Consider the following 21,906-nt stretch of genomic DNA (forward strand, 5'->3'; position numbering starts at 1 on the left):
AGGCGGGAAAAAGCGGCAATTATAGCGCGCTGTCGGCGTCGCCGTCATCTTCGGCTAGCCAGCAGGCATCCTGGAAAACCCCTTGAAAATAAGGGCTTAGACAGGCGATGCCGCAGCCGGGCAAGGGCAGGTTGTGCGGCGTGACCAGCCAGATCAGCACGATGCCCTTGATGAAGGCCTGCAGGCCGGCCGCGGCGCGGCAGGGCTCGACGCCGGCGGAGAGTTGGCCGGCGCGCTCTGCAGCCTCGAAAGCGCGCGTCAGATGGCCATGGCAGCGCTCCATCCAGCGCACGTTCTCGACCTCGATCGCGTCCAGCTCGTCGACGAATTCGCACTTGAGGTTGACGATGCCGATCACGCGCGAGATCTGCGCGTCGCCCGAGATGGTTTCGAGCACGCGCCGGCTGTGCCGCCACAGCGCGCGCGCCGGGTCGACGGCGGCTTCGGCCTCGAGCGCGTCGAACAGCGCGAAGAACGGCGCCTCGATCCGTTCGCACATGGCGTTGAACAGGTCGGCCTTGTTCTGGAAGTGCCAGTAGATCGCGCCGCGCGTGAGGCCGGCGGCGTGCGCGATGTCGGCGAGCGAGGTGCGGCTGACGCCTTTTTCCCAGAACACCGCTTCGGCGGTGTCCAAGAGCAGGCTGCGGGTCTGTTCGGCTTCTTCTCGGGTGCGGCGAGCCATGGCGGTCTCGAATGATCTGGCAAACGGGGGCGAAGTGTAGCGAGCCGGGTCGAGCTTGTGTTGTCCGCTTCACACATCTTTAGTCAATTTTACATACGTTCGTGAATGTATGTAAAATGGCGCGGTGATTTATGACGAGCCGTATGGGACTCGCGTCGCATTTGTAGTCAAATGAAGTATTCCAATCAAGTAAATTAGGAGAGCGGGTCGTGCAAGGCGAAGCGTTCAAGTTAGTGAAATCGGGTGGCCGGCTGGCCGCTGTCGTGGCTGTCGGCCTGGCTCTTGCTGCCTGCGGCAAGGGAGGCGATGCAATCGGCAAGGGCAACCCGCCGCCGATGCCGGTCGGCGTGGTGAGCACCGTGGCCAAAGACGTGCCGGTGCCGTTCGAGTTTGTCGGCCAGACGGCCGGCTCGCGTGAGGTGGAGGTGCGCGCGCGCGTCGGCGGCATCCTGTTGAAGCGGGCTTACACCGAGGGCAAGTCGGTCAAGCAGGGGGATCTGTTGTTCCAGATCGACCCGGCACAGTTCCAGGCCGCGCTCGATCAGGCACAGGGCGCGCTCAAGGTCGAGGAGGCGCAGCGGGCGCGCACCCGCCAGGATTACGACCGCATCCTGCCGCTGTTCAAGGAAAACGCGGTCAGCCAGAAGGACCGCGACGATGCGGCGGCCGCCTACCAGTCGGCGCAGGCTTCGGTCGCCGCCGCGCAGGCCCGCGTCAAGGAAGCGCAGATCAACCTCGGCTACACCCGCGTCACCGCGCCGATCTCGGGCATGACCAGCAAGGAAGTGCGTTCCGAGGGCAGCCTGGTGAGCACCGGCGACGGTTCGCTGACCAAGATCTCGCAGATCGACCCGATGTACGTCAACTTCTCGTTCTCGGACAACGATCTGCTGGCATTCCGCCGTGACGAGCAGTCCGGCAAGTTGAAGCTTCCCGAGGACAGGCGCTTCGAGGTGTCGGTCAAGCTGTCCGACGGTTCGAGCTACGCCAAGTCGGGCCGCCTCAACTTCACCGACAACCTGATCGACCCGTCGACCGGCACCATCCGTGCGCGCGCCGAGTTCGCGAACCCGGACGGCGAGCTCCTGCCCGGCCAGTTCGTGCGCGTGTTCCTGAACGGCGCCAAACGCGTCAACGCCATCCTGATCCCGCAGCGCGCGGTGCTGACCTCGCAGCAGGGCAAGATGGTCTGGGTGGTAGACGCGAAGAACACCGTCGCGCCGCGACCGGTCACGCTCGGCGCCGAAGTGGGCGACCAGGTGCTGGTCGAGACCGGGCTCAAGCCCGGTGAGAGGGTCGTGATCGACAACATCATCAAGCTGCGCCCGGGTGCCCCAGTGAAACCGGAAGCGCTTAAACCCGAAGCGGCCGAGGCGAGCGCGCCGGCCAAGGCCAACGGCTAAGCCGCGAAGGAGCCCCCATGTTTTCCGCTTTCTTCATCAGGCGGCCGATCTTCGCTTCGGTGTTGTCGATCGTCATCATGCTCGCCGGCCTCGCGGCCATCCGCGCGCTGCCGATCGAACAGTACCCGCAGATCGTCCCGCCGAACGTCTCGGTCACCGCCAACTATCCGGGCGCGTCGGCCGAGGTGATCGCCGACACCGTCGCCGCGCCGCTCGAGCAGGCGATCAACGGCGTCGACGACATGCTGTACATCCAGTCGTCGAGTTCGAGCAACGGCACGCTGACGCTGTCGGTCACCTTCAAGGTCGGCACCGACGCCGACCAGGCGACGATCAACGTCAACAACCGCGTGCAGTCCGCGCTCGCCAAGCTGCCCGAGGAGGTGCGCCGCCAGGGCGTGACGGTCAAGAAGCGTTCGACGTCTTTCCTGCAGGTGATCTCGCTGTACTCACCCGACAAGAGCTACGACACGCTGTTCATCAGCAACTACGCGACGCTCAACGTGATCGACGAGCTGGCGCGCACGCCGGGCGTCGGCGAGGTGGTCAACTTCGCCGGCCAGGACTATTCGATGCGCGTCTGGCTGCGTCCGGACAAGCTCGCGCAATTGAAACTCACTCCGGGCGACGTCGCCGGCGCGATCCGCGAGCAGAACTCGCAGTTTGCCGCGGGCAAGCTCGGCGCCGAACCGCTCAGCCAGACGCAGGAGTTCACCTACACGGTGACGACCAAGGGAAGGATGACCGATCCCGAGGAGTTCGAGAACATCATCGTGCGCTCGAACCCGGACGGCTCGACCGTGCGCGTGAAGGACGTCGCGCGCGTCGAACTGGGCGCGCTCAGCTACACCTTCAACGGCAAGCATAACGGCCGGCCGACCATCCCGATCGGTATCTATCTCGCGCCGGGCGCCAACCAGCTCGACACCGCGAAGGCGGTCGAGGACACGATGGCGCGGCTGTCTAAGAGCTTCCCGCAGGGGCTGTCGTACGACATCCCGTACAACACGACGCGCTTCGTCGAGGTATCGATCAAGGAGGTGATCAAGACGCTGGCCGAGGCGATGGCACTGGTGTTCCTCGTCGTCTACCTGTTCCTGCAGAACTGGCGCGCGACGCTGATCCCGTCGCTCGCCGTGCCGGTGTCCATCGTCGGCACCTTCGCCGGCATGTATCTGCTCGGCTTCTCGATCAACACGCTGACGCTGTTCGGCATGGTGCTGTCTATCGGTATCGTCGTCGACGACGCCATCGTCGTGCTCGAGAACGTCGAGCGGATCATGATGAAGGAGGGCAAGTCGCCGTTCGACGCGACGATGCAGGCGATGCAGGAGGTGAGCGGGCCGGTGGTCGCGATCGTGCTCGTGCTGTGCTCGGTGTTCATCCCGGTCGCCTTCCTCGGCGGGATCGCCGGCCAGATGTACAAGCAGTTCGCGATCACGATCGCGGTGTCGGTCAGCATCTCGGGCCTCGTCGCGCTGACGCTGACGCCGGCGCTGTGCGCGCTGATCCTCAAGCCCGGCCACCAGCATCAGCACCACCTGTTCGACAAGTTCAACGCCTTCTTCGACTGGGCGACCGGCCGCTACACGGACGGCGTGCGCTTCTTCATCAAGCGCGCCGCGCTCGGCGGCCTCTTGTTCGCCGGGCTGATCGTCGTGTGCGTCGGGCTGTTCAGGATGATCCCGTCCAGCCTCGCTCCCGACGAGGACCAGGGCTATATCGTCAGCGCGACCATCCTGCCCGACGCTTCGTCGATCAAGCGCACCGAGGCCGCGATGGACCAGCTCGACGCGATGTTGCTCAAGAACAAGGCGGTCCAGGACGTGATGAGCTTCGCCGGCTTCGACATCCTTTCGGGCGCGAACAAGACCAACGCCGGCGCGACCTTCGTCATCCTGAAGCCCTGGGACGAGCGCACGTCGGCCGACGAGAGCGCGCAGGCTATCGCCGGCCAGGTGTTCGGCATGGGCGCGCGCATCAAGGACGCGATCGTGCTCGCGTTCAATCCGCCGCCGATCTCGGGGATGTCGAACACCGGCGGCTTCGAGGGCTACCTGCAGAGCCGCGGCGGCGGCGACGTGCACGCGCTCGGCGAGATGACGCAGAAGCTCGTCGCCGCGGCGGCCAAGCGTCCGGAATTGGCCGGCGTGCAGACCACCTTCAGCCCCAACGTGCCGCAGCTCTTCGTCGCGCTCGACAGGGAGAAGGCGAAGGCGCTCGGCGTGCCGGTGAACGATGTGTTCGACACGCTGCAGGGCACCTTCGGCGCGCTGTACGTGAACGACTTCAACAAGTTCGGTCGCATCTTCCGCGTCCAGATTCAGGCCGACGGCGACTTCCGCGCCAAGGCCGACGACATCCGCTTCATCTACGTGCGTTCGCAGAACGGCGAGATGATCCCGCTGTCTTCGCTGGTGACGATCACCCAGAGCACCGGCCCGGAAACGCTCGAGCGCTTCAACGTGTTCCCGGCGGCCAAGCTCGTCGGCGGACCGGCGCCGGGCTACAGCTCGGGCGAGGCGCTCGCCGCGATGGAGGCCGTGGCCAAGGACGTGCTGCCCGACGACTACGGTCTCGCGTGGAGCGGCTCGGCCTTCCAGGAGCAGTCGACCTCGGGTTCTTCGGCGATCGTGTTCGTTTTCGGCATGATCATGGTGTTCCTGATCCTCGCCGCGCAGTACGAGCGCTGGACGCTGCCGGTCGCGGTGCTGATGGCGGTGCCGTTCGCGGTGTTCGGCGCGCTCGCGGCCAACTGGCTCAGGGGGCTCGCCAACGACGTCTACTTCCAGGTCGCGCTGGTGACGCTGATCGGCCTGGCGGCCAAGAACGCAATCCTGATCGTCGAATTCGCGGTGCTGAAGATGGAGGAGGGGCTCGCGCTCGCCGACGCGGCGGTCGAGGCGGCCAAGCTGCGTTTCCGTCCGATCGTGATGACCTCGCTCGCCTTCGTGTTTGGCTGCGTGCCGCTGGCGATTTCCACCGGCGCCGGCGCGGCGAGTCGTCATTCGATCGGCACCGGGGTGATAGGCGGCATGCTGGCGGCGACCTTCATCGCCACCTTCCTGATCCCGCTGTTCTTCCTGTTGATCATGAAGTGGTCGGGCAGCGAGCGCCTGAAGGCGCCGGCCCGCGCCGCCGAAGAAGGAGTGCAACATGATTAAACGCTTGCTGCCGGTCGCGGTGGCGGTCGCGCTGACCGCCTGCGCGGTCGGCCCGGACTACCAGCGTCCGGCCCTCGAGCTGCCCGACAGCTGGGCCAGCGCCCCGGCGATCGGTCCGAGCGCCGCCGAGACCGCCGCGCTCGACGCGCGCTGGTGGGACCGCTTCGGCGATGCCGAACTGTCGCGGCTGATCGACGAGGCGATGGCGCACAACCAGGACCTCGCCGCCGCCGCCGCCCGCGTCGACGAGTCGGCCGCGCTGTCCGGCCAGGCGCGCGCCGCGCTGTTGCCGCGGCTGGACGCCAACGCCGGCTACACCCGTGCCCGCAAGTCGGCCGAGACGACGTCGCCGGGCGTGCCGCTGGTCGGCGACGTGCGCAGCGTCAACGCGGTCCTGTCGTGGGAGGCCGACCTGTGGGGCGGCCTGCGCCGCGGCAATGAGGCGGCGCGCGCCGACTTCGCCGCCAGCCGCTACAGCCAGGCGGCGGCGCGGCTGTCGATCGCGTCGCAGGTGGCCGACACCTACTTCCAGCTGCGCGCCTTCGACGCCCAGCTGTCGATCGCGCGCGACACGCTGAAGACCCGCGACGAAACGCTGAAGCTGCAGAACCGCCGCTTCAAGGGCGGCGTGATCTCGGCGCTCGACGTGCGCCAGGCCGAGGCCGAGTCGGCCGCGTCGCGCGCCGCAGTGCCGACGCTTGAGCAGGCGGTCGGCCAGACCGAGCGCGCGCTGTCGGTGCTGGTCGGCAAGAGCCCGCGCGCGCTGATGAGCGCGCCTGCACGCGGCAAGCCCCTCGAGGCACAGGCGATCGCGCCGGCGGTGCCGTCCGGCCTGCCGTCCGAACTGCTCGAGCGCCGTCCCGACCTCGCCGCCGCCGAGGCGCAGCTGATTGCCGCCAACGCGCGCATCGGCCAGGCGCGCGCCGCCTACTTCCCGTCGATCAAGCTGACCGCGGCGACCGGCTCGGAGAGCCTCGCGCTCGCGAGCCTGTTCACCGGGCCTACGCGCACCTGGGCCTTCGTCGCCAACCTGGCGATGCCGATCTTCGACTTCGGCGCGACCGCCGCCCGCGTCGACGCGGCGAGCGCGCGCCAGCGCCAGGCGCTCGCCGGCTACCAGAAGTCGGTGCAGGCCGCGTTCAGCGAGACGCTCGACGCCTTGCAGGCGCAGGGCACCAGCCAGAGCGCCGAGGCCGCGCAGGAACAGCAGGCGCGCGCGCTGCGCGAAACGCTGCGCCTGGCGCGGCTGCGCTACGACAACGGCTACTCGAACTACCTCGAGGTGCTCGACGCCGAGCGCGGCGCCTTCCAGGCCGAGCTGGCGCTGGTCGATGCGCGGCTGACGCGGCTGCGCGCGGTGCTGTCGCTGTACAAGTCGCTCGGCGGCGGCTGGCAGGGCGATACCGCCCGGGCGGGTTGACCGTTCGCTGGCTGGGTCAAAAAGGCCGCTCTTCGGAGCGGCCTTTTTTTTAGGCTGCTCATTCAAGAAGGTGTTAGCCAGAAAAGCCTGTCCTGTTTGAGCGAGCGGCATGGCCTTCTTCAGGGGCGCGCGGCCTCAAGGTCGGCCGAGCCCTCGCGCGTAAGGCGCCAGTAGTGTTTCTGCCGATTCGCTTCGCAGACGAGCGTGTCGGGCTGCCCGCTGTTCCATTCGATACCGCCGTCGCGGTCGCTGCGCGCGACCCGTATTCCGTGCTCGGCCAACCTTGCCAGCACCGTAGGATGCGGGTGGCGGTAGCGGTTGCGATAGCCGGCGCCGATCCACGCCCAGCGCGGCGCGACCGCGTCGAGAAAGGCGGCGCTCGTCGAGGTCTTGCTGCCGTGGTGCGGCGCGATCAGTACCGTGCTTTTGAGCGCGCCGCCGTAACGGTCTGCCAGCGCAGCCTCGCCCGCGGCCGGCAGGTCGCCGGCGACGAGCAGGCTCGCCGATCCGGCCGAGACGCGCAGCACGCAGCTCTTCGCGTTGTCTTCGGCGGAGTCGGGCGTCGGCTGCGTGAGAAAGGCAAAACGCACGCCGTCCCAGTCCCATGCGACGCCGTCGCGGCAGTACCGTGCGGGCAACGGGAGCCCGGCCAAGGTTTCGGGCTGGCCGGCGTACAGCCGGTCTGCGGACACGCGCGCCAGCAGCGACGCGGCCGCGCCGTCGTGGTCGGCGTCGTGGTGAGACAGCACCAGCGCGTCCAGCTTATAGACGCCTTGGCCGGACAAGGCCGGCAGCAGGCCGCGTTCGGCGTCGCCCGGCCCGGTGTCGTAGAGCAGCGTGTGGCGGTGCGTTTCGATCAACAGCGACAGGCCCTGGCCGACGTCGATCAGCCGCGCGCGAAAAGCGCCTTCTGCCGGCGGGGCAGGGCGGTACAGCAAGAGCGGCGCGAGGCAGGCGAGGCCGAACAGCCGTCCCGGCACCGCGCGCGGCGCCAAGACCCACAGCGTGCCGGCGAGCGCGAGCAGCCACAGCGGCCATGGCGTCGCCGCGAGCGACAGCGTCGGCAGCCTGGCGATGGCTGCGACGCCGGCCAGAAAAAGCTCGGCCAACCCTCCTGCTATTTCCAGCGGCCAGCCGAACGGCAGCGCGAGGGCGGCGAGCGCCAACGGCGTCAGCAATGCGGAAACCAGCGGAATCGCGACCGCGTTGGCGAGCGGAGACACCCACGGCAGCGTACCGAAGAAGACCGCCAGCGGCGCGATCGACGCCAGCGTCGCCGCCCCCTGCGCGTCTGCGAAGCCCTTGACGCGCGGCAGTGGCGCGCGCCGACCGGCGCCGCGCGCGAACAATACGCCGACGAGGCCGAAAGACAGCCACAGTCCCGGCGCGAGCGCCGAAAACGGGTCGATCACGAGCACCGCCGCGAGCGCCAAAAGCCACGCCGACAGCGCCGACACGTGGCGCCGCGTGAGAAGCGCGAGCGCGAACACGGCGAGCATGTAGAGGCTGCGCTGCGTCGGCACCGACCAGCCGGCGAGCAGCGCGTAAATCGTCGCGGCGACGAGGCCCGCCACCGCCGCGACGATGCGCGGCGGGCGGCGCGGGCTGGGCCGGACGCAGGCGAGGCGGTAGGCGATCGCGCCGACGAGCGCCGCCAGGAGCGTGATGTGCAGGCCGGAGATGGAGACGAGGTGGGTGAGGCCGGTCGCGGAAAACTGCCGCCATTGTTCAGGAGCGATCGCCTGCTGCTGGCCGACGGTCAGCGCGCCGATCAACGCGGCGGCCGGCGTGTCGCCGAGCGTCGTGCGGATCCGCTGCCACAGCGCGTCGCGCGCCTTGTCGACGCGCGCCAGAAAATCGCCGGCGTCGGCCAGCCGCTGCCGGCCCTTGGCGACCGATCCGGTCGCGAGCAGGCCCTCCGACCACAGCCACGCCTCGGCGTCGAAGCCGGCGCCGTTCAGCGTGCCGTGCGCGGCCTTCAGCCGTACCTTGAGCCGCCAGCGGCTGCCGGGAGGCCAGTCCTGTTCCCGGAAATCGGACAGCATCAGCCGCTGCGGCAACGGCGCGTCGCTTTCGTCGACGTCGAGCACCAGGCGGCTGCCCCATTCACGCGGTTGTGCGAAGCCGCGCACCGTGCCTTCTACCGTGACCGGCACGCCTTCGAGCGACGCCGGCAGGCGCTCGGCCAACCTTTGTTCGGCGCGGAAACCCGCCCACGCGACGCCGATAAAGAGCGCTGCGGCGCCGATCAAAAGAGCGCGCCGGCGCGGCCACGCCATCGCCACGGTGCCCGCGCCGACGGCGAGCGTCAGCACGAGTTGCCAGTTGGGCAGCGCTTGAAGAAAGGCGACGGCGACCAGGCCGGCGATCAGCGCCGCGAGGTGAGAGGGCAGGATGCGCATCAGTCATTTTATGTATATGGCATGGAACTCTGCCAGCCGTGCCGGGTCGCTCCCCCCTCGTCGCGACGCTGCCGGCCGTTGCCCGGCCCCGACGCATCCCGTATCGTGCCGGCTGAACGATGGAGTGCCCGATGCCCTTTCCCCTGTACGCCCCGCTACCCGAAACCCTTGAGCGCGCCGCCGAGCTCGCCCGCCGCTACGGCCTCGAACTCGTCGCGACGCCGCCCGATACCGGCTACTGGCTGGCCTTGTCCGCCACGCGGCTCGAGCTGGCCGCCGCCGAGGGGCACGGCGCGGTGGTCGCCGACTTCGTAGAAGGCGCGGCGCGCCACCGGCGCGAGTTCGGCGGCGGGCGCGGCCAGCCGGTCGCCAAGGCGGTCGGGCTCAAGGGCGGGGCTATGCCTACCGTGGTCGACGCGACCGCCGGCCTCGGCCGCGACGCCTTCGTGCTGGCGAGCCTCGGCTGCACGGTGACGCTGATCGAGCGCTCGCCGGTCGCCGCCGCGCTGGTCGACGACGCGCTGCTGCGAGCGTATTCGGACGCTGCCACCGCACCGATCGCCGCGCGCATGACGCTGGTGCACGCCGACGCCGCCGTGTGGCTGGCGACGTTGGCCGAGGCCGACCGTCCGGACGTCGTGTACCTCGACCCGATGTTCCCCGACACCGGCAAGAGCGCCGCCGCGAAGAAGGACATGAAGGCGTTCCAGAGCGTGATCGGCGACGACCTCGACGCCGACAAGCTGCTGACCGCCGCTATAGCGGTCGCGAAGAAGCGCGTCGTGGTGAAGCGCCCGCGTCTGGGCGCGCCGCTTTCGGGCGTGTTGCGCACCGGCGAATTGCCGGGCAAGAGCACGCGATTCGACCTTTACGCGCCGAAGAAGCCGGCCTGAGCGTACGGCGACGGTGCCGTAGCCGGCGCGGCAGCGTAGAATCCGCGCATCGTTTTCACGGAGTCGGAACATGGAATCGCGCATCGACGAGCTCGAGGTCAGGCTCGCCTTTCAGGACGAACTGCTCGACGCGCTCAACCAGACGGTCGCGCGCCAGCAGCAGGAGCTGTCGCTGCTGCAGGAACAGATGCGGCTCTTGTACCAGATGCTGCAGAACCAGGAACCGGGCTCGCCCGGCGCGACGCAGCACGAGATCCCGCCGCATTACTGAAACAGCTCGGCCAACCCTTCGAAGGTTGGCCGAGCTGTTTCTTGCGGCTGCGGATAAGGCTCAGCGCCGGCGCAGCCCGCGCGGCCGCGTCGCCTCGCCCTCGATATTGCGGCGGCGGATCACCGGCGGCGGTTCGGTCGCGGCGGGCTCGGCGGGTTCGGCTTCTCCGATCTGGCCGCAGCAAGGTGCGATGTCGGCCGGCGGCGCGGCCTCGATCGGCGCGGGCTTGCTCGTCATCTTTCCCGAGAACAGGCTCGCGCCGACGATCAGCACGCCGCCTAGCCACTCGTTCGCCGTCATCGTCTCGCCCGCCATTAAATACGCCGACACCGCGGCGAACACCAGTTCGGTCAGCATCAGCGTGATCACCTGGTTGGCCGGCAGCACCGCGAGGCTGGCCTGCGACACGACGCTGGTGCAGATCAGCGACACCGCGAGCGAGCCCAGCACCCCCCACTGCCAGACGTCGATGGCCGCGATGCGCGACAATTCGCCGTTGGCAGCCGACAGCGCGAAGCCGAGCGCCGCGGTGCCGATCCAGATCGCCGACGACTTCACCGGCGGCGGCAGCGCGCGCGCGTGGCGGCTGACCACCTGGCCGAACGCGAACGCCATGCCGGCGGTCAGCGCCATCCACTCGTAGGGTTCGGACAGCCACGGCCCGCCGGTGCCGCCGGGCTGCCACAGGATCGCGACGCAGCCGGCGAGCGACACCGCGACCACGCCCCAGCCGATACGCGTCAGTTTCTCCTTCAGCACCAGCCACGAGAACAGCGCTCCCCACAGCGGCGACGCGTAGAACAGCAGCAGCGCGCGCATCACCTCGCCGTCGGTCATCGCTTTCGTGTAGCCGAAATTGGTCCAGCCGAAGGCGACGAGCAGGATCGCCAGTTGCGTTGTCAGCCGCCAGTGCTCGTGGAACACGCGCCAGAACAGCGCCACGCCCATCACGGTGACGAGGCTGTAGACGAGGAAGGACGACAGCTGCGGCGAGACGCCGGCGTCGGCGAGGAAGCGGAACGGGTACCACATCAGCCCCCAGACGAGGGCGACCGACAGCACGCCCAGCGCGGCGAAACGGATCTGTGACGGGGTGGGCATAGGAAGGACGGGCGGAAAGATTAGGATGAATGCCATTGTACCGGAAGCCTCCGACGCGCCCGCGCGGCAGCGCCGGACCCGATCAAGTTTGTCAGAAGGCGTCGCAATTTCTTAAGATGGGCGTTTTTGGCCGTCAGGCCGGAGGCCAACCGTGAATCCCCATCTGGACGAGCTGCAACCGTACCCCTTCCAGCGCCTGCGCCAGCTGATGGCCGGCGCGACGCCTAACGCCGCGCTCGCGCATGTCAACCTGTCGATCGGCGAGCCCAAGCACCCGGCGCCCTGCTGCGTGAAAGACGCGATCGCGTCGTCGCTGCACGGCCTGTCCGGCTACCCGGCGACGCAGGGCAGCGACGCGCTGCGCGCCGCGTGCGCCGCGTGGCTGCAGCGCCGCTACGGCGTAACGGCAGACCCGGCGACCGAGGTGCTGCCGGTTAACGGCTCGCGCGAGGCGCTGTTCGCATTCGCGCAGGCGCTGGTCGACTCGTCGGGCATTGAAACGCCGGTCGTGATCTCGCCGAACCCGTTCTACCAGATCTACGAGGGCGCGGCCTTGCTCGCCGGCGCCGAACCGTACTACGTGAACACGCTGCCCGAAGGCCGCTTCCAGCCCGACTGGTCTAGCGTGCCCGAGGCCGTCTGGCGTCGCACTCAATTAGTCTTCGTCTGCAGCCCGGGCAACCCGACCGGCGCGGTGATGTCGCTGGAAGACTGGAAGACGCTGTTCGACTTGTCCGACCGCTACGGCTTCACCATCGCGTCGGACGAGTGCTACTCGGAGATTTACTTCGCCACGCCGCCGCTAGGCGGTCTGGAAGCCGCCGTGAAGCTCGGCCGCGGCTTCGAGCGCCTGGTGATGTTCACCAGCCTGTCGAAGCGCTCTAACGTGCCGGGCATGCGCTCGGGCTTCGTCGCCGGCGACGCGAAGATCCTCGCGCAATTCCTGCGCTACCGCACCTACCACGGCTGCGCGATGAGCCCGTTGTTCCAGTCGGCGAGCGTCGCCGCGTGGGACGACGAGGCGCACGTGCTCGAGAACCGCGCGCTCTACGCGGCGAAGTTCGCCGCGGTGATGCCGATCCTGGCGAGCGTGCTAGACTTCGCTGCACCCGACGCCGGCTTCTACCTGTGGGCGCGCGTCCCGGGCGACGACGACGCGGCGTTCGCGCGCGGCCTGTTCGAACGAGAACACGTGACCGTGCTGCCCGGCCGCTTCCTCGCGCGCGAAGCGCACGGCGTCAACCCGGGCGAAGGCTTCATCCGCATCGCGCTCGTCGCGCCGCTCGAGGAGTGCGTCGAGGCCGCGCAGCGCATCGCCCGCTACGCCGCTCGCTAACCGTCAAGCAAACCTATAATTATGACCATTACCGATCACCACTTCGCCAAAGGACTCAACAAAATGCATCCGATCCAAGCCCTGATCGAAGAGGCGTTCGAGCAACGCGCCGACATCACCCCGGCCACCGTCAGCCCCGAACTGAAGGCCGCCATCGGCCAGGTCATCGCCGAGCTCGACGCCGGCCGCCTGCGCGTCGCCGAGAAGGTCGACGGTGCGTGGACCACCCACCAGTGGGTGAAGAAGGCCGTGCTGCTGTCGTTCCGCATCCGCGACAACGGCCTGCTGGACGACGGCGTGAGCCGCTACTTCGACAAGGTCGACACCAAGTTCCACGACTGGAACGAAGCGCAGTTCAAGGAAGCGGGCTTTCGCGTGGTGCCGGGCGCCGTCGCGCGCAAGGGCGCCTTCGTCGCCAAGAACACCGTGCTGATGCCGTCCTACGTGAACATCGGCGCCTACGTCGACGAAGGCACCATGGTCGACACCTGGGCGACCGTCGGCTCCTGCGCGCAGATCGGCAAGAACGTGCACCTGTCCGGCGGCGTCGGCATCGGCGGCGTGCTCGAGCCGCTGCAGGCCAACCCGACCATCATCGAAGACAACTGCTTCATCGGCGCGCGTTCGGAAGTCGTAGAAGGCGTGATCGTCGAAGAAGGCTCGGTGATCTCGATGGGCGTCTACATCGGCCAGTCGACCAAGATCTACGACCGCGAAACCGGCGAAGTTAGCTACGGCCGCATCCCGGCCGGCTCGGTCGTGGTGTCGGGCAACCTGCCATCCGCCGACGGCAAGTACAGCCTGTACTGCGCGGTGATCGTCAAGAAAGTCGACGCCAAGACCCGCGCCAAGACCAGCATCAACGAGCTGTTGCGCGGCATCTAAGCCGGCGCGAATCGCCCGCTTCAAAGGCTCGGCCAGCCCCTTTCAGGGCTTGGCCGAGCCTTTTGTCATATGGGAGGGCGGGTCCGCTTGGCGCGACGGGGTCAAAAACGGTAAAATCACAGCATTTTCCGGTCTTTGTGCCGATTCCCACACGATAAACGTGACCGAACCCTTCATCGAATTCCGGGATGTGAGCTTCGCCTACAACGATCGCCCCATCCTGAAAGACCTTTCCTTCCAGATCGCCCGCGGCCAGCTGGTGGCCATCATGGGCGGCAGCGGCAGCGGCAAGACGACGATGCTCAGGCTGATCGCCGGCCAGGTGCGCCCGCAAAAAGGCCAGGTGCGCGTCGACGGCCGCGACCTTTCGACCATGAGCCACGCCGAACTGTACGAACACCGCCGCCGCATGGGCTTTCTGTTCCAGTTCGGCGCCTTGTTCACCGACCTGTCGGTCGGCGACAACGTCGCTTTCCCGCTGCGCGAACACACCGACCTGCCGCCGCGGCTGATCGACGACCTCGTCACGCTGAAGTTGAACGCGGTCGGTCTGAGAGGCGCCGAGAAGCTGATGCCGTCCGAGCTGTCTGGCGGCATGGCACGCCGCGTCGCGCTGGCGCGCGCGATCGCGCTCGACCCGCGGCTGATGCTGTACGACGAGCCGTTCACCGGCCTCGACCCGATCTCGCTCGGCGTGATCGCTCACCTGATCAAGAAACTCAACGACGCGCTCGACACCACCGCGGTGATGGTCACGCACGACGTGACGAAGTCGCTCGAGATCGTCGACTACGTGTTCTTCGTCGCGCAGGGCAGGATCATCGCCGAGGGCACGCCGGATGAGGTCCGCGCGTCCGACTCGCCTTGGTTGCGCCAGTTCATAGACGGCGCGCCCGAAGGCCCGGTGCACTTCGCTTATCCGGCGGCGAGCTCGCTCGAGGCCGACCTGGGACTGGAGGTGCGCCATGCTTGAGACGCTGCTGGCGCCGGTGCGTCACCTCGGCCACTTGTCGATCAACGCGGTATGGCGGCTCGGCTTCGCCGCGCGCTTCCTCTTGGCGATCCTGCGCTTTTCCGGCCAGAGCCTCGTGCGCTTCCAGCTCACGATCCGCGAGGTCTATTTCGCCGGCGTACTGTCGCTGATCATCATCGTCGTGTCCGGCTTGTTCGTCGGCATGGTGCTCGGCCTGCAGGGCTACAACACGCTGTCGCGCTTCGGTTCGGCCGACGCACTCGGTGCCTTGGTCGCGCTGTCGCTGTTGCGCGAACTCGGCCCGGTGCTCGCCGCGCTGTTGTTTGCCAGCCGCGCCGGCAGCGCGATGACCGCCGAGATCGGCCTGATGAAGGCGACCGAGCAGCTCGAGGCGATGAGCGTGATGGCGGTCAACCCGATCGCGCGCGTCGTCGCACCGCGCTTCTGGGCAGGCGTGCTCTCGATGCCGGTGCTCGCGGCGATCTTCAACGTGATGGGCATCTTCGGCGGCTATCTGGTCGGCGTGGTGCTGATCGGGCTCGACGAGGGGACGTTCTGGTCGCAGATGCAGAGCGCGGTCGACCTCTACGACGACGTGGTCAACGGGCTGATCAAGAGCCTGGTGTTCGGCGTCGCGGTGACGCTGATCGCGGTGTTCGAGGGCTACGACGCGACGCCGACCGCGGCCGGCGTGTCCGGCGCGACGACGCGCACCGTGGTGACGTCGGCGCTGGTCATCCTCGCGCTCGACTTCGTGCTCACCGCCTTTATGTTCTAGGAATCAGAGAATGAAAAGAACTACCATCGACTTGTGGGTCGGCGTCTTCGTCGCGATCGGCATCGCCGCCGTGGTCTTCCTGTCGCTGAAGGTCGCCAACCTGACGACCGTCTCGGCCGAACAGACCTACCCGATCGTCGCCGAGTTCGACAATATCGGCGGCCTCAAGGTGAAGGCGCCGGTAAAGTCGGCCGGCGTCGTCGTCGGCCGCGTCGCGGCGATCCAGCTCGACGCTAAGAGCTACCGCGCCAGGGTGTCTTTACAGTTGGACAAACAATACCGCTTCAGCCGCGACGCCAGCGCCGAGATACTGACGTCTGGCCTCTTGGGCGAGCAGTACGTCGGCCTCACCCAGGGCGGCGACCCGGACGACCTCGCCGCCGGCGGCCAGATCACGCTGACGTCGTCGGCCGTGGTGCTCGAACAACTGATCGGCAAGTTCATGACGAACTTTGCCGAGAAGGGCGACGCCAAGCCGGCCGACGCCCAACAACCCTGATTCGCTCTTTCAAGGTGGACAACATGTTAAAGACCTTTACCTCGCTGTTCCTGAAGCTGGCCCTCTTGGCCGGCCTGTCCGCGCCGGCGCTGGCCGCCAACGACAACCCGGTCGAGCTGGTGCGCGACACCTCGCGCCAGGTGCTCGACCTGTTGAAGAAGGACGACGGCAAGAACGGTCGCCAGGTCCGCGCGCAGGTCGAGGCGCTGGTGCTGTCCAACTTCGACTTCAAGCGCATGACCGCCTACGCGGTCGGCCAGGGCTGGCGCCAGGCCGACGCCGGCCAGCAGGCCGAGCTGACCCGCCAGTTCCAGACGCTCTTGGTGCGCTCGTACTCGAGCACGATGAACCGCTTCAAGAACGCGCAGGTCGACATCAAGCCGAACGTGATCGCCAGCGCCGACGGCCGCGAAACGACGGTGAAATCGGAAGTGACGCTGCCGAGCAACGGCGACAGGAAGCCGGTGGCGATCGACTACACCTTCTACAAGAGCCCGCAGGGCTGGAAGGTGTACAACGTGTCGGTCGAAGGCCTGAGCCTGATCACCACCTACCGCAACCAGTTCAACGACGAGATCCGCAAGGGCGGCGTCGACGGCCTGATCAAGTCGCTGCAGGACAAGAACGCCGCGCTCGCCGCCAAGGGGGCGTGATGCTGGTCGCGAGCGACGAAGGGCGCTGGCGGCTGTCGGGTCCGCTGACAATGAAGGAGTGCGCGGGGCTGACCCTGCCTTTGGCCCGGGCGGCGCGCGAGGGCGGCGAAGTCGACCTCGCCGCGGTGTCGGTCGCCGATTCGGCCGCGCTGGCACTGCTGCTGGATGCGCGGCGCACCTCGATCGACGCGGGCAGGGCGCTGGCGTTTTGCAACCTGCCCGCCGGCCTGGTCTCGCTCGCCCGTCTTTACGGCGTGGAAGCCTTGCTAGAAAGAGACGCATCTTGAGACAGCGCCCTTCCTGGATCGTCGCCGGGCTATGCGCCGTGCTGCTGGCCGGCTGCGCCAGCGCGCCGAGCAACCCGCAGGATCCGCTCGAGCCGATGAACCGGGTGATCTACCGTTTCAACGACGTGGCGGACAAGGCGGTGGTCAAACCGGTGGCGCAGGGCTACCGGGCGGTCACGCCGCAGCCGGTGCGCACCGCGATCGGCAACTTCTTCAACAACTGGCTCGACGCCTACAGCGCGGTCAGCAACCTGCTGCGCGCCGAAGGCGAAAAAACGCTGAACGACGTGATGCGCGTCAGCATCAACTCGACCTTCGGCCTGTTCGGCGTGCTCGACATCGCGACGCCGGCCGGGCTCAAGAGCAACAAGAACACGCTGGGCGACACCTTCGCCAGCTGGGGCTGGAAGAACAGCAGCTATCTGGTGCTGCCGGTGGTCGGGCCGTCGACGGTGCGCGACGGCATCGGCGCCGCCGCCTATTTCATGGCCGAGCCCTACCGTCATGCCTTCGGGACCTATACCCGGGCCACCGTGGCCAGCGTCGTCAATGGCGTCAATACGCGCGAGCGCTACCTCGGGCTCGAGGAGACGGTCGACGAGGCCGCGCTCGACCCGTACAGCTTCGTGCGCGACGGCTACCTGCAGCTCAGGGCGCGCGAGACCGGCGCCGAGCCGCCGTTGCACAAGGAAGATATCGACCTCGACGAATTGATGAACGAGTCGGCGCCGCCGGCCGCGGCACCCGCCGTTACGCCGGCATCCGAGCCAGCCAAGCCTGGCGCCGTCTCGACGCCGTCGGCAGAACAGTCCGAGAAGACCGAGGGTCTGCCCCCGCCAGACGCGTCGGCGGCGCAGTAGACCGCTGTCCCATCATGTAAAAAGCTCGGCCAACCTTCGAAGGTTGGCCGAGCTTGTTTGCGCGTTCGGTCGGCGTCAGTCGGCGGCAAGGAAGACGGTGGCCTCGACCGAGTTGCCCTTGTCGCGGTATTCGAGCGCGTCGAAGGCGAGCCGTTCGGCGATCAGCAGGCCACGGCCGCACGCCTCTCCTTCGCCCTGCCGCGCCTGCCAGCAGAAGCTCCGACCCTCGTCGGAGACGGTGAAGCGGAGGCGGTCGGCGAGGCGTTCGAACGCCAGCGTCACGCGGCGCACGCCCCGTACCGGCTCGGCCAACCTTTTCTCGAGTTCGGCCTCCCACGTTCCTTCGTCCTGCCGTCGCGCCTTTTCCTCGAAAGACAGCTCGAGGTTGCCATGCTCGATCGCGTTGACGAGCAGTTCGAACAAGCCGGTTGCCACGCGGCCTGGCTGCGGGCATGCGTGAGCCAAGAGCGCGGCCAGCTGCTGCGCCTCGTCGTGCGTCCTGAGGGTGAAGCGCGCGTCGGCCAGGTGCTGCAGCGCGTCGACCTGCTGTTCGGACCGCGCCTTGAGGTGCGCGAGCCGGTCCCGGTGGCCGACCGCGGCGCCGACTGCCGCCAGCAGCATCTCGCGCGTGAACGGCTTGCTCAGGTAGTAGAAGGCGCCGGCGGCGAGCCCCGCCTGCACGCTGGCCGCGCTGCTGACCGCGGTCTGTAGCACGACCGGCAGGCATTCGAGCCGCGGCGTGTCCTTGATGCGGCGCAACAGCTCGACGCCGCAGAGGCCCGGCATCATCTTGTCGAGCAGCACCGCCGAATAGCTCGCGCCGTCTTCGTTCAGTCGGCGCCACGCGTCCTCGCCGCTGCCCGAGGTCACCGTGCGGTAGCCGGCGTCTTCCAGCTGCTCGGCCAGCAGTTCGAGGTTGAACGGTTCGTCGTCGACGAGGAGGACGGTATGGCTCATGGCTGTCTCCCTTCTTCACCTGCCGTCGCACGCCAGCGCGGCAGGGTGAAGCGCAACTCGGCGCCACCGGTCGGTGCGTTGCCGGCGCGGATCACGCCGCGATGCGCGTGTACGATCTCGCGGCAGATCGCGAGGCCCAGCCCGGTGCCGCCCGCACCGGTCCGGGTGCCGCTGCTTTGCGTGAATTTTTCGAACACGCTGTCGAACTCGGCCGGCGGGATGCCGGGGCCGGCGTCGCTGACCGTCACGACGATCAGCTCGCGCGCGTTGCCGTCCATCAGCCGGGCGTTCAGCGAGACGGCCTGGCCTGCCGGGCTGACCTTGATCGCGTTCGACAACAGGTTGCGCAGGATCTGGCCGATGCGGAAGTCGTCGAACTCGGCCGAAAGTTGCGCCGGCTCGACCCGGCAGTCGATGCGGCAACCGCGCTTGGCCGCCAGCGGCGCCATCTCGTCGCACGCGTCGCGCAGCGTCGCATCGAAGTCGTGCCGCGCGATCCGGTACTCCATGCGGCCGACCTCCATTTTCGCGAGGTCGAGCAGGTCGTTCAGCAGCGCGAGCAGCCGGCTGCCGCTGGCGTGGATACGGTCGAAGTAGTGGCCGAGTTTGTCGCCGGGGCCGCTGCGGCTGCTTCCCATCTCGGCGAAGCCGAGGATGGCGTGCATCGGCGTCCTCAGCTCGTGCGACATATTGGCGAGGAATTCGGTCTTGGCGCGGCTGCTGCCCTCGGCCAACTCTTTCGCGGCGGTCAGCGTCGCCTCGGTGCTCTTCTGCGTCGAGATGTCCTGCAGCAACCAGACCGCACCGTGGCCGGGCGAGACCGCGTCGAGCGTCTTGACGAACAGCCGGCACCAGCACGGGCCGTCGGGCAGCGTCAACAGCGGCAGCTCGGTCTGGAAGGTATGCCCGGCGGCCAGCGTCTGTGACAGCGTGCGCTCGAGGCGGGTCCAGTCTTCCTCGCTCTCGCACAAGAGCCGCGGATTCTGGCCGACGACGGCGGTCACCGGGTGGCCGAACAGCTCGAGGAAGGCATGGTTGACCTCGCGGAAGGCGCCGTCGACGACGAAGGCCATCGCCAGCGGGCTCGCCTCGAGCAGCGCCTCCAGCCGCTGGTTCTGTCGGTTCAGCTCGCGCTCCAGCCGTTGCTGCAGCGCGACGAGTTCGCCTTCCTGCGCCTTGCGCGCGCGGATGTCGCGGCAGACGGCGACGTAGAAGCTGTCGTCGGGGCGCACCACGCGGCTCAGCGAGATCTCGACCGCGACGCGCCGGTTGTCGACGCGGATCAGCTCGGTCTCGAAAGCCTGGCCGACGAGGCTGCCTGCGACCGCGTCGAAGCCGCCGTGGCCGGCCTGCTGGTAGAAGGCGGCGATCAGCGCGTCGACCGGCAGCTCGGCGAGGCTGTCGCCGTCTTCACCGACGAGCCGGGCGGCGGCCGGGTTGACGTTGCGCAGCCGGCCGCGCGCGTCGATGAGCAGGATCGCGTCAGTGCTGGCGGCGAGGATGGCGCGCAGCCGCGCCTCGCTCTCGGCCAACGATTGCTCGGCGGCGAGGCGCTCGGCGAGCTGGCGGTGCAGCGCATACTCGCGTTCGGCCTTCTGGCGGCGTTCATCGTCGACTTCGTCCTGACGCTGGCGGACGCGCCGCGCGAGCCAGACGACGAGCGCGACCAGCGCCGACAGGCCGACGGCGAGCGTCGCGAGCAAGAAGCGGCCGTCGCCTGACGCGGCCGTTTCGCCGCCGGGCAAGAGGTAGGCGGTCAGCCGCAGCTGCTGTCCGCCGAGCGTGACGCGCTGCGTCGCCAGCGTCGGCAGGCGCTGCGGCGGGAGGCCGGCTTGGGAGTTCGTCACCCGCTCGCTGCCGCTCTCGGCGACCAGCCGCAGCGGCGCGCCGCGCTCGGCGGCCAGCGCGCGCTCGTTCAGAGCGGCGAGGTTGACGTTGAGGACCAGCCACGCCGGTTCGGTGCCGGGCAGTGCGCGCACGACGTCCCAGCGCGCCTTGTCGACGCCGCCCGGGTGGCTGAGCACCAGCCGGGCGCGCCAGTTCTGCCGGCTCTCGAGCAGCGCGCGCCCCCAGGGCAGCAGGCTGCCGACGTCGAGTCCCAGCGGCAAGGCCGCTGCGCCGTCCGGCTGGTAACGGTCGAGCACGAAGTATTCGGCCATGGCCGGCGCGTCGCCGAGCCGGCCGTGTTGATAGACGCGCAGCGCGGTACCGAGCCGTGCCTCGGCGGCGGGGCGGTCCTTTTCGCCCAGGCGCGTGACGCGGCCGACGGCGGCGATCAGCGGGTTGCGTTCGAACAGCGCGTTGGCGGTCTGTGAACCGGCGTCGCCGACGGCGCTCAGGTTGGCGAGCCGGTCGGCCTCGTCGAGCACGCCCTGCAGTTCGCGGCCGAAGGCCTGCAGGCTGGCTTCGGCTTCCCGTTGATGGCCGGCGACGAGGCGGGCGTCGCGTGCGGCGCTCAGCTGCCAGCCGGCGCCGGCGAGCGTCGCCGCCGAGAGCAGCAGCGCGAGCGCGATCCACCACGAGGGCCGGTTCATGGGGTCCTTAGGCGGCGGGGTTCAGGTGTTGGTAGAGCGCGGCGTATTCCTCGGCCAACTTGTGGCGCGCGTCGAGATACACCATCGGGCGGGAGAGCTGGTGCGATTCGCGGATCTTCACCGAGCTCGACAGCCTGACCGGCAGCACCGGCAGGCCTTCGTCCTCGAGCTCGGCGACCAGTTGCGCCGGCAGGCTCGCGCGCGGCTGGAACTGGTTGACGACGATGCCCTCGATCGCGAGCCTGGGGTTGTGATCGGCGCGGATTTCGCCGGTGTTGTTGATCAGCTTGTAGAGCGCGTGGCGCGAGAAGCTGTCGCAGTCGAATGGAATCAGGCAGCGGTCGGCGGCGATCAGCGCCGACCTCGTGTAGAAGTTCAGCGACGGCGGCGTGTCGATCCAGACTTCGTCGAAGTCGGCGGCGAGCGCGTCGAGCGCTTCCTTGAGCTTGAACATCTTGTAGCGCGCCTCGAGCTTGCCCATCAGCTCGTCGAGCTCGGGGTGCGAGGGCATCAGGAACAGCCGCTCGAACGGCGTCGGAACGACGAAATCGAGCGGCGACTTCTGGTAGAGGCTGATGGTCAGCTGGTCGGCGAAGAAGCCGGCGACGCCGTTGTTGGCGTCCTGGAGGGGGTGGCCGAGCAGGTAGTGGCTGGCGTTGCCCTGCGGGTCGAGATCGACCACGAGCACCTTGCGCCCGGCCTTGGCGGCCGCGGCCGCCAGGTTGACGGCGATGGTCGACTTGCCGACCCCGCCTTTCTGGTTGAACACCACTCGTTTCATCGCGCGTTTCGTCCTTGCTCGAAGCGG

19 protein-coding genes are annotated in these 21,906 nt (G+C 68.3%); 13 read left to right on the top strand and 6 right to left on the bottom strand.

Annotation, left to right across the window (positions count from 1 at the left end; translation table 11 throughout):
• Positions 1-19: 19 nt before the first annotated feature.
• Positions 20-682, bottom strand: coding sequence for a TetR family transcriptional regulator (locus DWG20_RS06875; protein ID WP_115433114.1), 663 nt, complete (start codon positions 680-682; stop codon positions 20-22).
• 209 nt (positions 683-891) lie between these two features.
• On the opposite strand from DWG20_RS06875, the gene DWG20_RS06880 reads away from it, so the two are divergent.
• The 3 genes from DWG20_RS06880 to DWG20_RS06890 are packed head-to-tail and all read left to right on the top strand — an operon-like array spanning position 892 to position 6,669.
• A complete protein-coding gene (locus tag DWG20_RS06880) occupies positions 892-2,085 on the top strand; it encodes an efflux RND transporter periplasmic adaptor subunit (protein ID WP_245944792.1) in 1,194 nt (397 codons plus the stop codon).
• 17 nt (positions 2,086-2,102) lie between these two features.
• Positions 2,103-5,249, top strand: coding sequence for an efflux RND transporter permease subunit (locus tag DWG20_RS06885; protein ID WP_115433115.1), 3,147 nt, complete (start codon positions 2,103-2,105; stop codon positions 5,247-5,249).
• Complete coding sequence (locus tag DWG20_RS06890; RefSeq protein WP_115433116.1) at positions 5,242-6,669, top strand: efflux transporter outer membrane subunit; 1,428 nt, start codon at positions 5,242-5,244, stop codon at positions 6,667-6,669. Before DWG20_RS06885 ends, DWG20_RS06890 begins: the two co-directional genes overlap by 8 nt.
• A 119-nt stretch (positions 6,670-6,788) precedes the next feature.
• Here DWG20_RS06890 and DWG20_RS06895 read toward each other — a convergent pair whose 3' ends face one another.
• The gene (locus DWG20_RS06895; protein ID WP_115433117.1) at positions 6,789-9,071 is read right to left on the bottom strand and encodes a DNA internalization-related competence protein ComEC/Rec2; all 2,283 of its coding nucleotides are present in this window, start codon (positions 9,069-9,071) and stop codon (positions 6,789-6,791) included.
• 131 nt (positions 9,072-9,202) lie between these two features.
• Between DWG20_RS06895 and DWG20_RS06900 the strand changes: the two genes are divergently transcribed.
• Positions 9,203-9,964 (top strand): class I SAM-dependent methyltransferase, encoded by a 762-nt coding sequence (locus DWG20_RS06900; RefSeq protein WP_115433118.1) that lies wholly within the window; start codon positions 9,203-9,205, stop codon positions 9,962-9,964.
• A 70-nt stretch (positions 9,965-10,034) separates the two neighbouring features.
• Positions 10,035-10,235 (top strand): SlyX family protein, encoded by a 201-nt coding sequence (locus tag DWG20_RS06905; RefSeq protein WP_115433119.1) that lies wholly within the window; start codon positions 10,035-10,037, stop codon positions 10,233-10,235.
• A gap of 60 nt (positions 10,236-10,295) precedes the next feature.
• Here the strand turns inward: DWG20_RS06905 and DWG20_RS06910 are convergent, their stop codons facing one another.
• On the bottom strand, positions 10,296-11,336 hold the full coding sequence (locus tag DWG20_RS06910; protein ID WP_115433120.1) for a DMT family transporter: 1,041 nt from the start codon (positions 11,334-11,336) through the stop codon (positions 10,296-10,298).
• Between the two features lie 151 nt (positions 11,337-11,487).
• On the opposite strand from DWG20_RS06910, the gene dapC reads away from it, so the two are divergent.
• The 8 genes from dapC to DWG20_RS06950 all read left to right on the top strand — a co-directional run bounded on the left by dapC (position 11,488) and on the right by DWG20_RS06950 (position 17,607).
• The gene (gene dapC / locus DWG20_RS06915; RefSeq protein WP_115433121.1) at positions 11,488-12,672 is read left to right on the top strand and encodes a succinyldiaminopimelate transaminase; all 1,185 of its coding nucleotides are present in this window, start codon (positions 11,488-11,490) and stop codon (positions 12,670-12,672) included.
• A gap of 63 nt (positions 12,673-12,735) precedes the next feature.
• Entirely contained in the window at positions 12,736-13,557 is an 822-nt protein-coding gene (gene dapD, locus DWG20_RS06920) for a 2,3,4,5-tetrahydropyridine-2,6-dicarboxylate N-succinyltransferase (protein WP_115434754.1), read from the top strand.
• A gap of 160 nt (positions 13,558-13,717) precedes the next feature.
• A complete protein-coding gene (locus DWG20_RS06925) occupies positions 13,718-14,530 on the top strand; it encodes an ABC transporter ATP-binding protein (RefSeq protein WP_181880991.1) in 813 nt (270 codons plus the stop codon).
• Positions 14,523-15,308 (top strand): lipid asymmetry maintenance ABC transporter permease subunit MlaE, encoded by a 786-nt coding sequence (mlaE, locus tag DWG20_RS06930; RefSeq protein ID WP_115433122.1) that lies wholly within the window; start codon positions 14,523-14,525, stop codon positions 15,306-15,308. Before DWG20_RS06925 ends, mlaE begins: the two co-directional genes overlap by 8 nt.
• A gap of 10 nt (positions 15,309-15,318) precedes the next feature.
• Complete coding sequence (gene mlaD / locus DWG20_RS06935) at positions 15,319-15,807, top strand: outer membrane lipid asymmetry maintenance protein MlaD (RefSeq protein WP_115433123.1); 489 nt, start codon at positions 15,319-15,321, stop codon at positions 15,805-15,807.
• A 23-nt stretch (positions 15,808-15,830) separates the two neighbouring features.
• Entirely contained in the window at positions 15,831-16,460 is a 630-nt protein-coding gene (locus tag DWG20_RS06940; RefSeq protein WP_115433124.1) for an MlaC/ttg2D family ABC transporter substrate-binding protein, read from the top strand.
• On the top strand, positions 16,460-16,747 hold the full coding sequence (locus DWG20_RS06945) for an STAS domain-containing protein (RefSeq protein WP_115433125.1): 288 nt from the start codon (positions 16,460-16,462) through the stop codon (positions 16,745-16,747). The genes DWG20_RS06940 and DWG20_RS06945 overlap by 1 nt, the downstream gene beginning before the upstream one ends.
• Positions 16,744-17,607 carry an MlaA family lipoprotein gene (locus DWG20_RS06950; RefSeq protein ID WP_245944793.1) on the top strand — a complete coding sequence of 288 codons (864 nt, stop codon included), beginning with the start codon at positions 16,744-16,746 and terminating at the stop codon, positions 17,605-17,607. Before DWG20_RS06945 ends, DWG20_RS06950 begins: the two co-directional genes overlap by 4 nt.
• Positions 17,608-17,682: 75 nt before the next feature.
• Here the strand turns inward: DWG20_RS06950 and DWG20_RS06955 are convergent, their stop codons facing one another.
• Genes DWG20_RS06955 through DWG20_RS06965 form a run of 3 tightly spaced genes read right to left on the bottom strand, consistent with a single transcriptional unit; the run spans position 17,683 to position 21,879 of the window.
• A complete protein-coding gene (locus DWG20_RS06955) occupies positions 17,683-18,564 on the bottom strand; it encodes a response regulator (protein ID WP_115433126.1) in 882 nt (293 codons plus the stop codon).
• On the bottom strand, positions 18,561-21,098 hold the full coding sequence (locus tag DWG20_RS06960) for an ATP-binding protein (RefSeq protein WP_115433127.1): 2,538 nt from the start codon (positions 21,096-21,098) through the stop codon (positions 18,561-18,563). Before DWG20_RS06960 ends, DWG20_RS06955 begins: the two co-directional genes overlap by 4 nt.
• Positions 21,099-21,105: 7 nt before the next feature.
• A complete protein-coding gene (locus DWG20_RS06965) occupies positions 21,106-21,879 on the bottom strand; it encodes a ParA family protein (RefSeq protein ID WP_115433128.1) in 774 nt (257 codons plus the stop codon).
• Positions 21,880-21,906 lie beyond the last annotated feature (27 nt).

It is taken from the genome of Crenobacter cavernae, assembly GCF_003355495.1.
GTDB lineage: Bacteria > Pseudomonadota > Gammaproteobacteria > Burkholderiales > Chromobacteriaceae > Crenobacter > Crenobacter cavernae.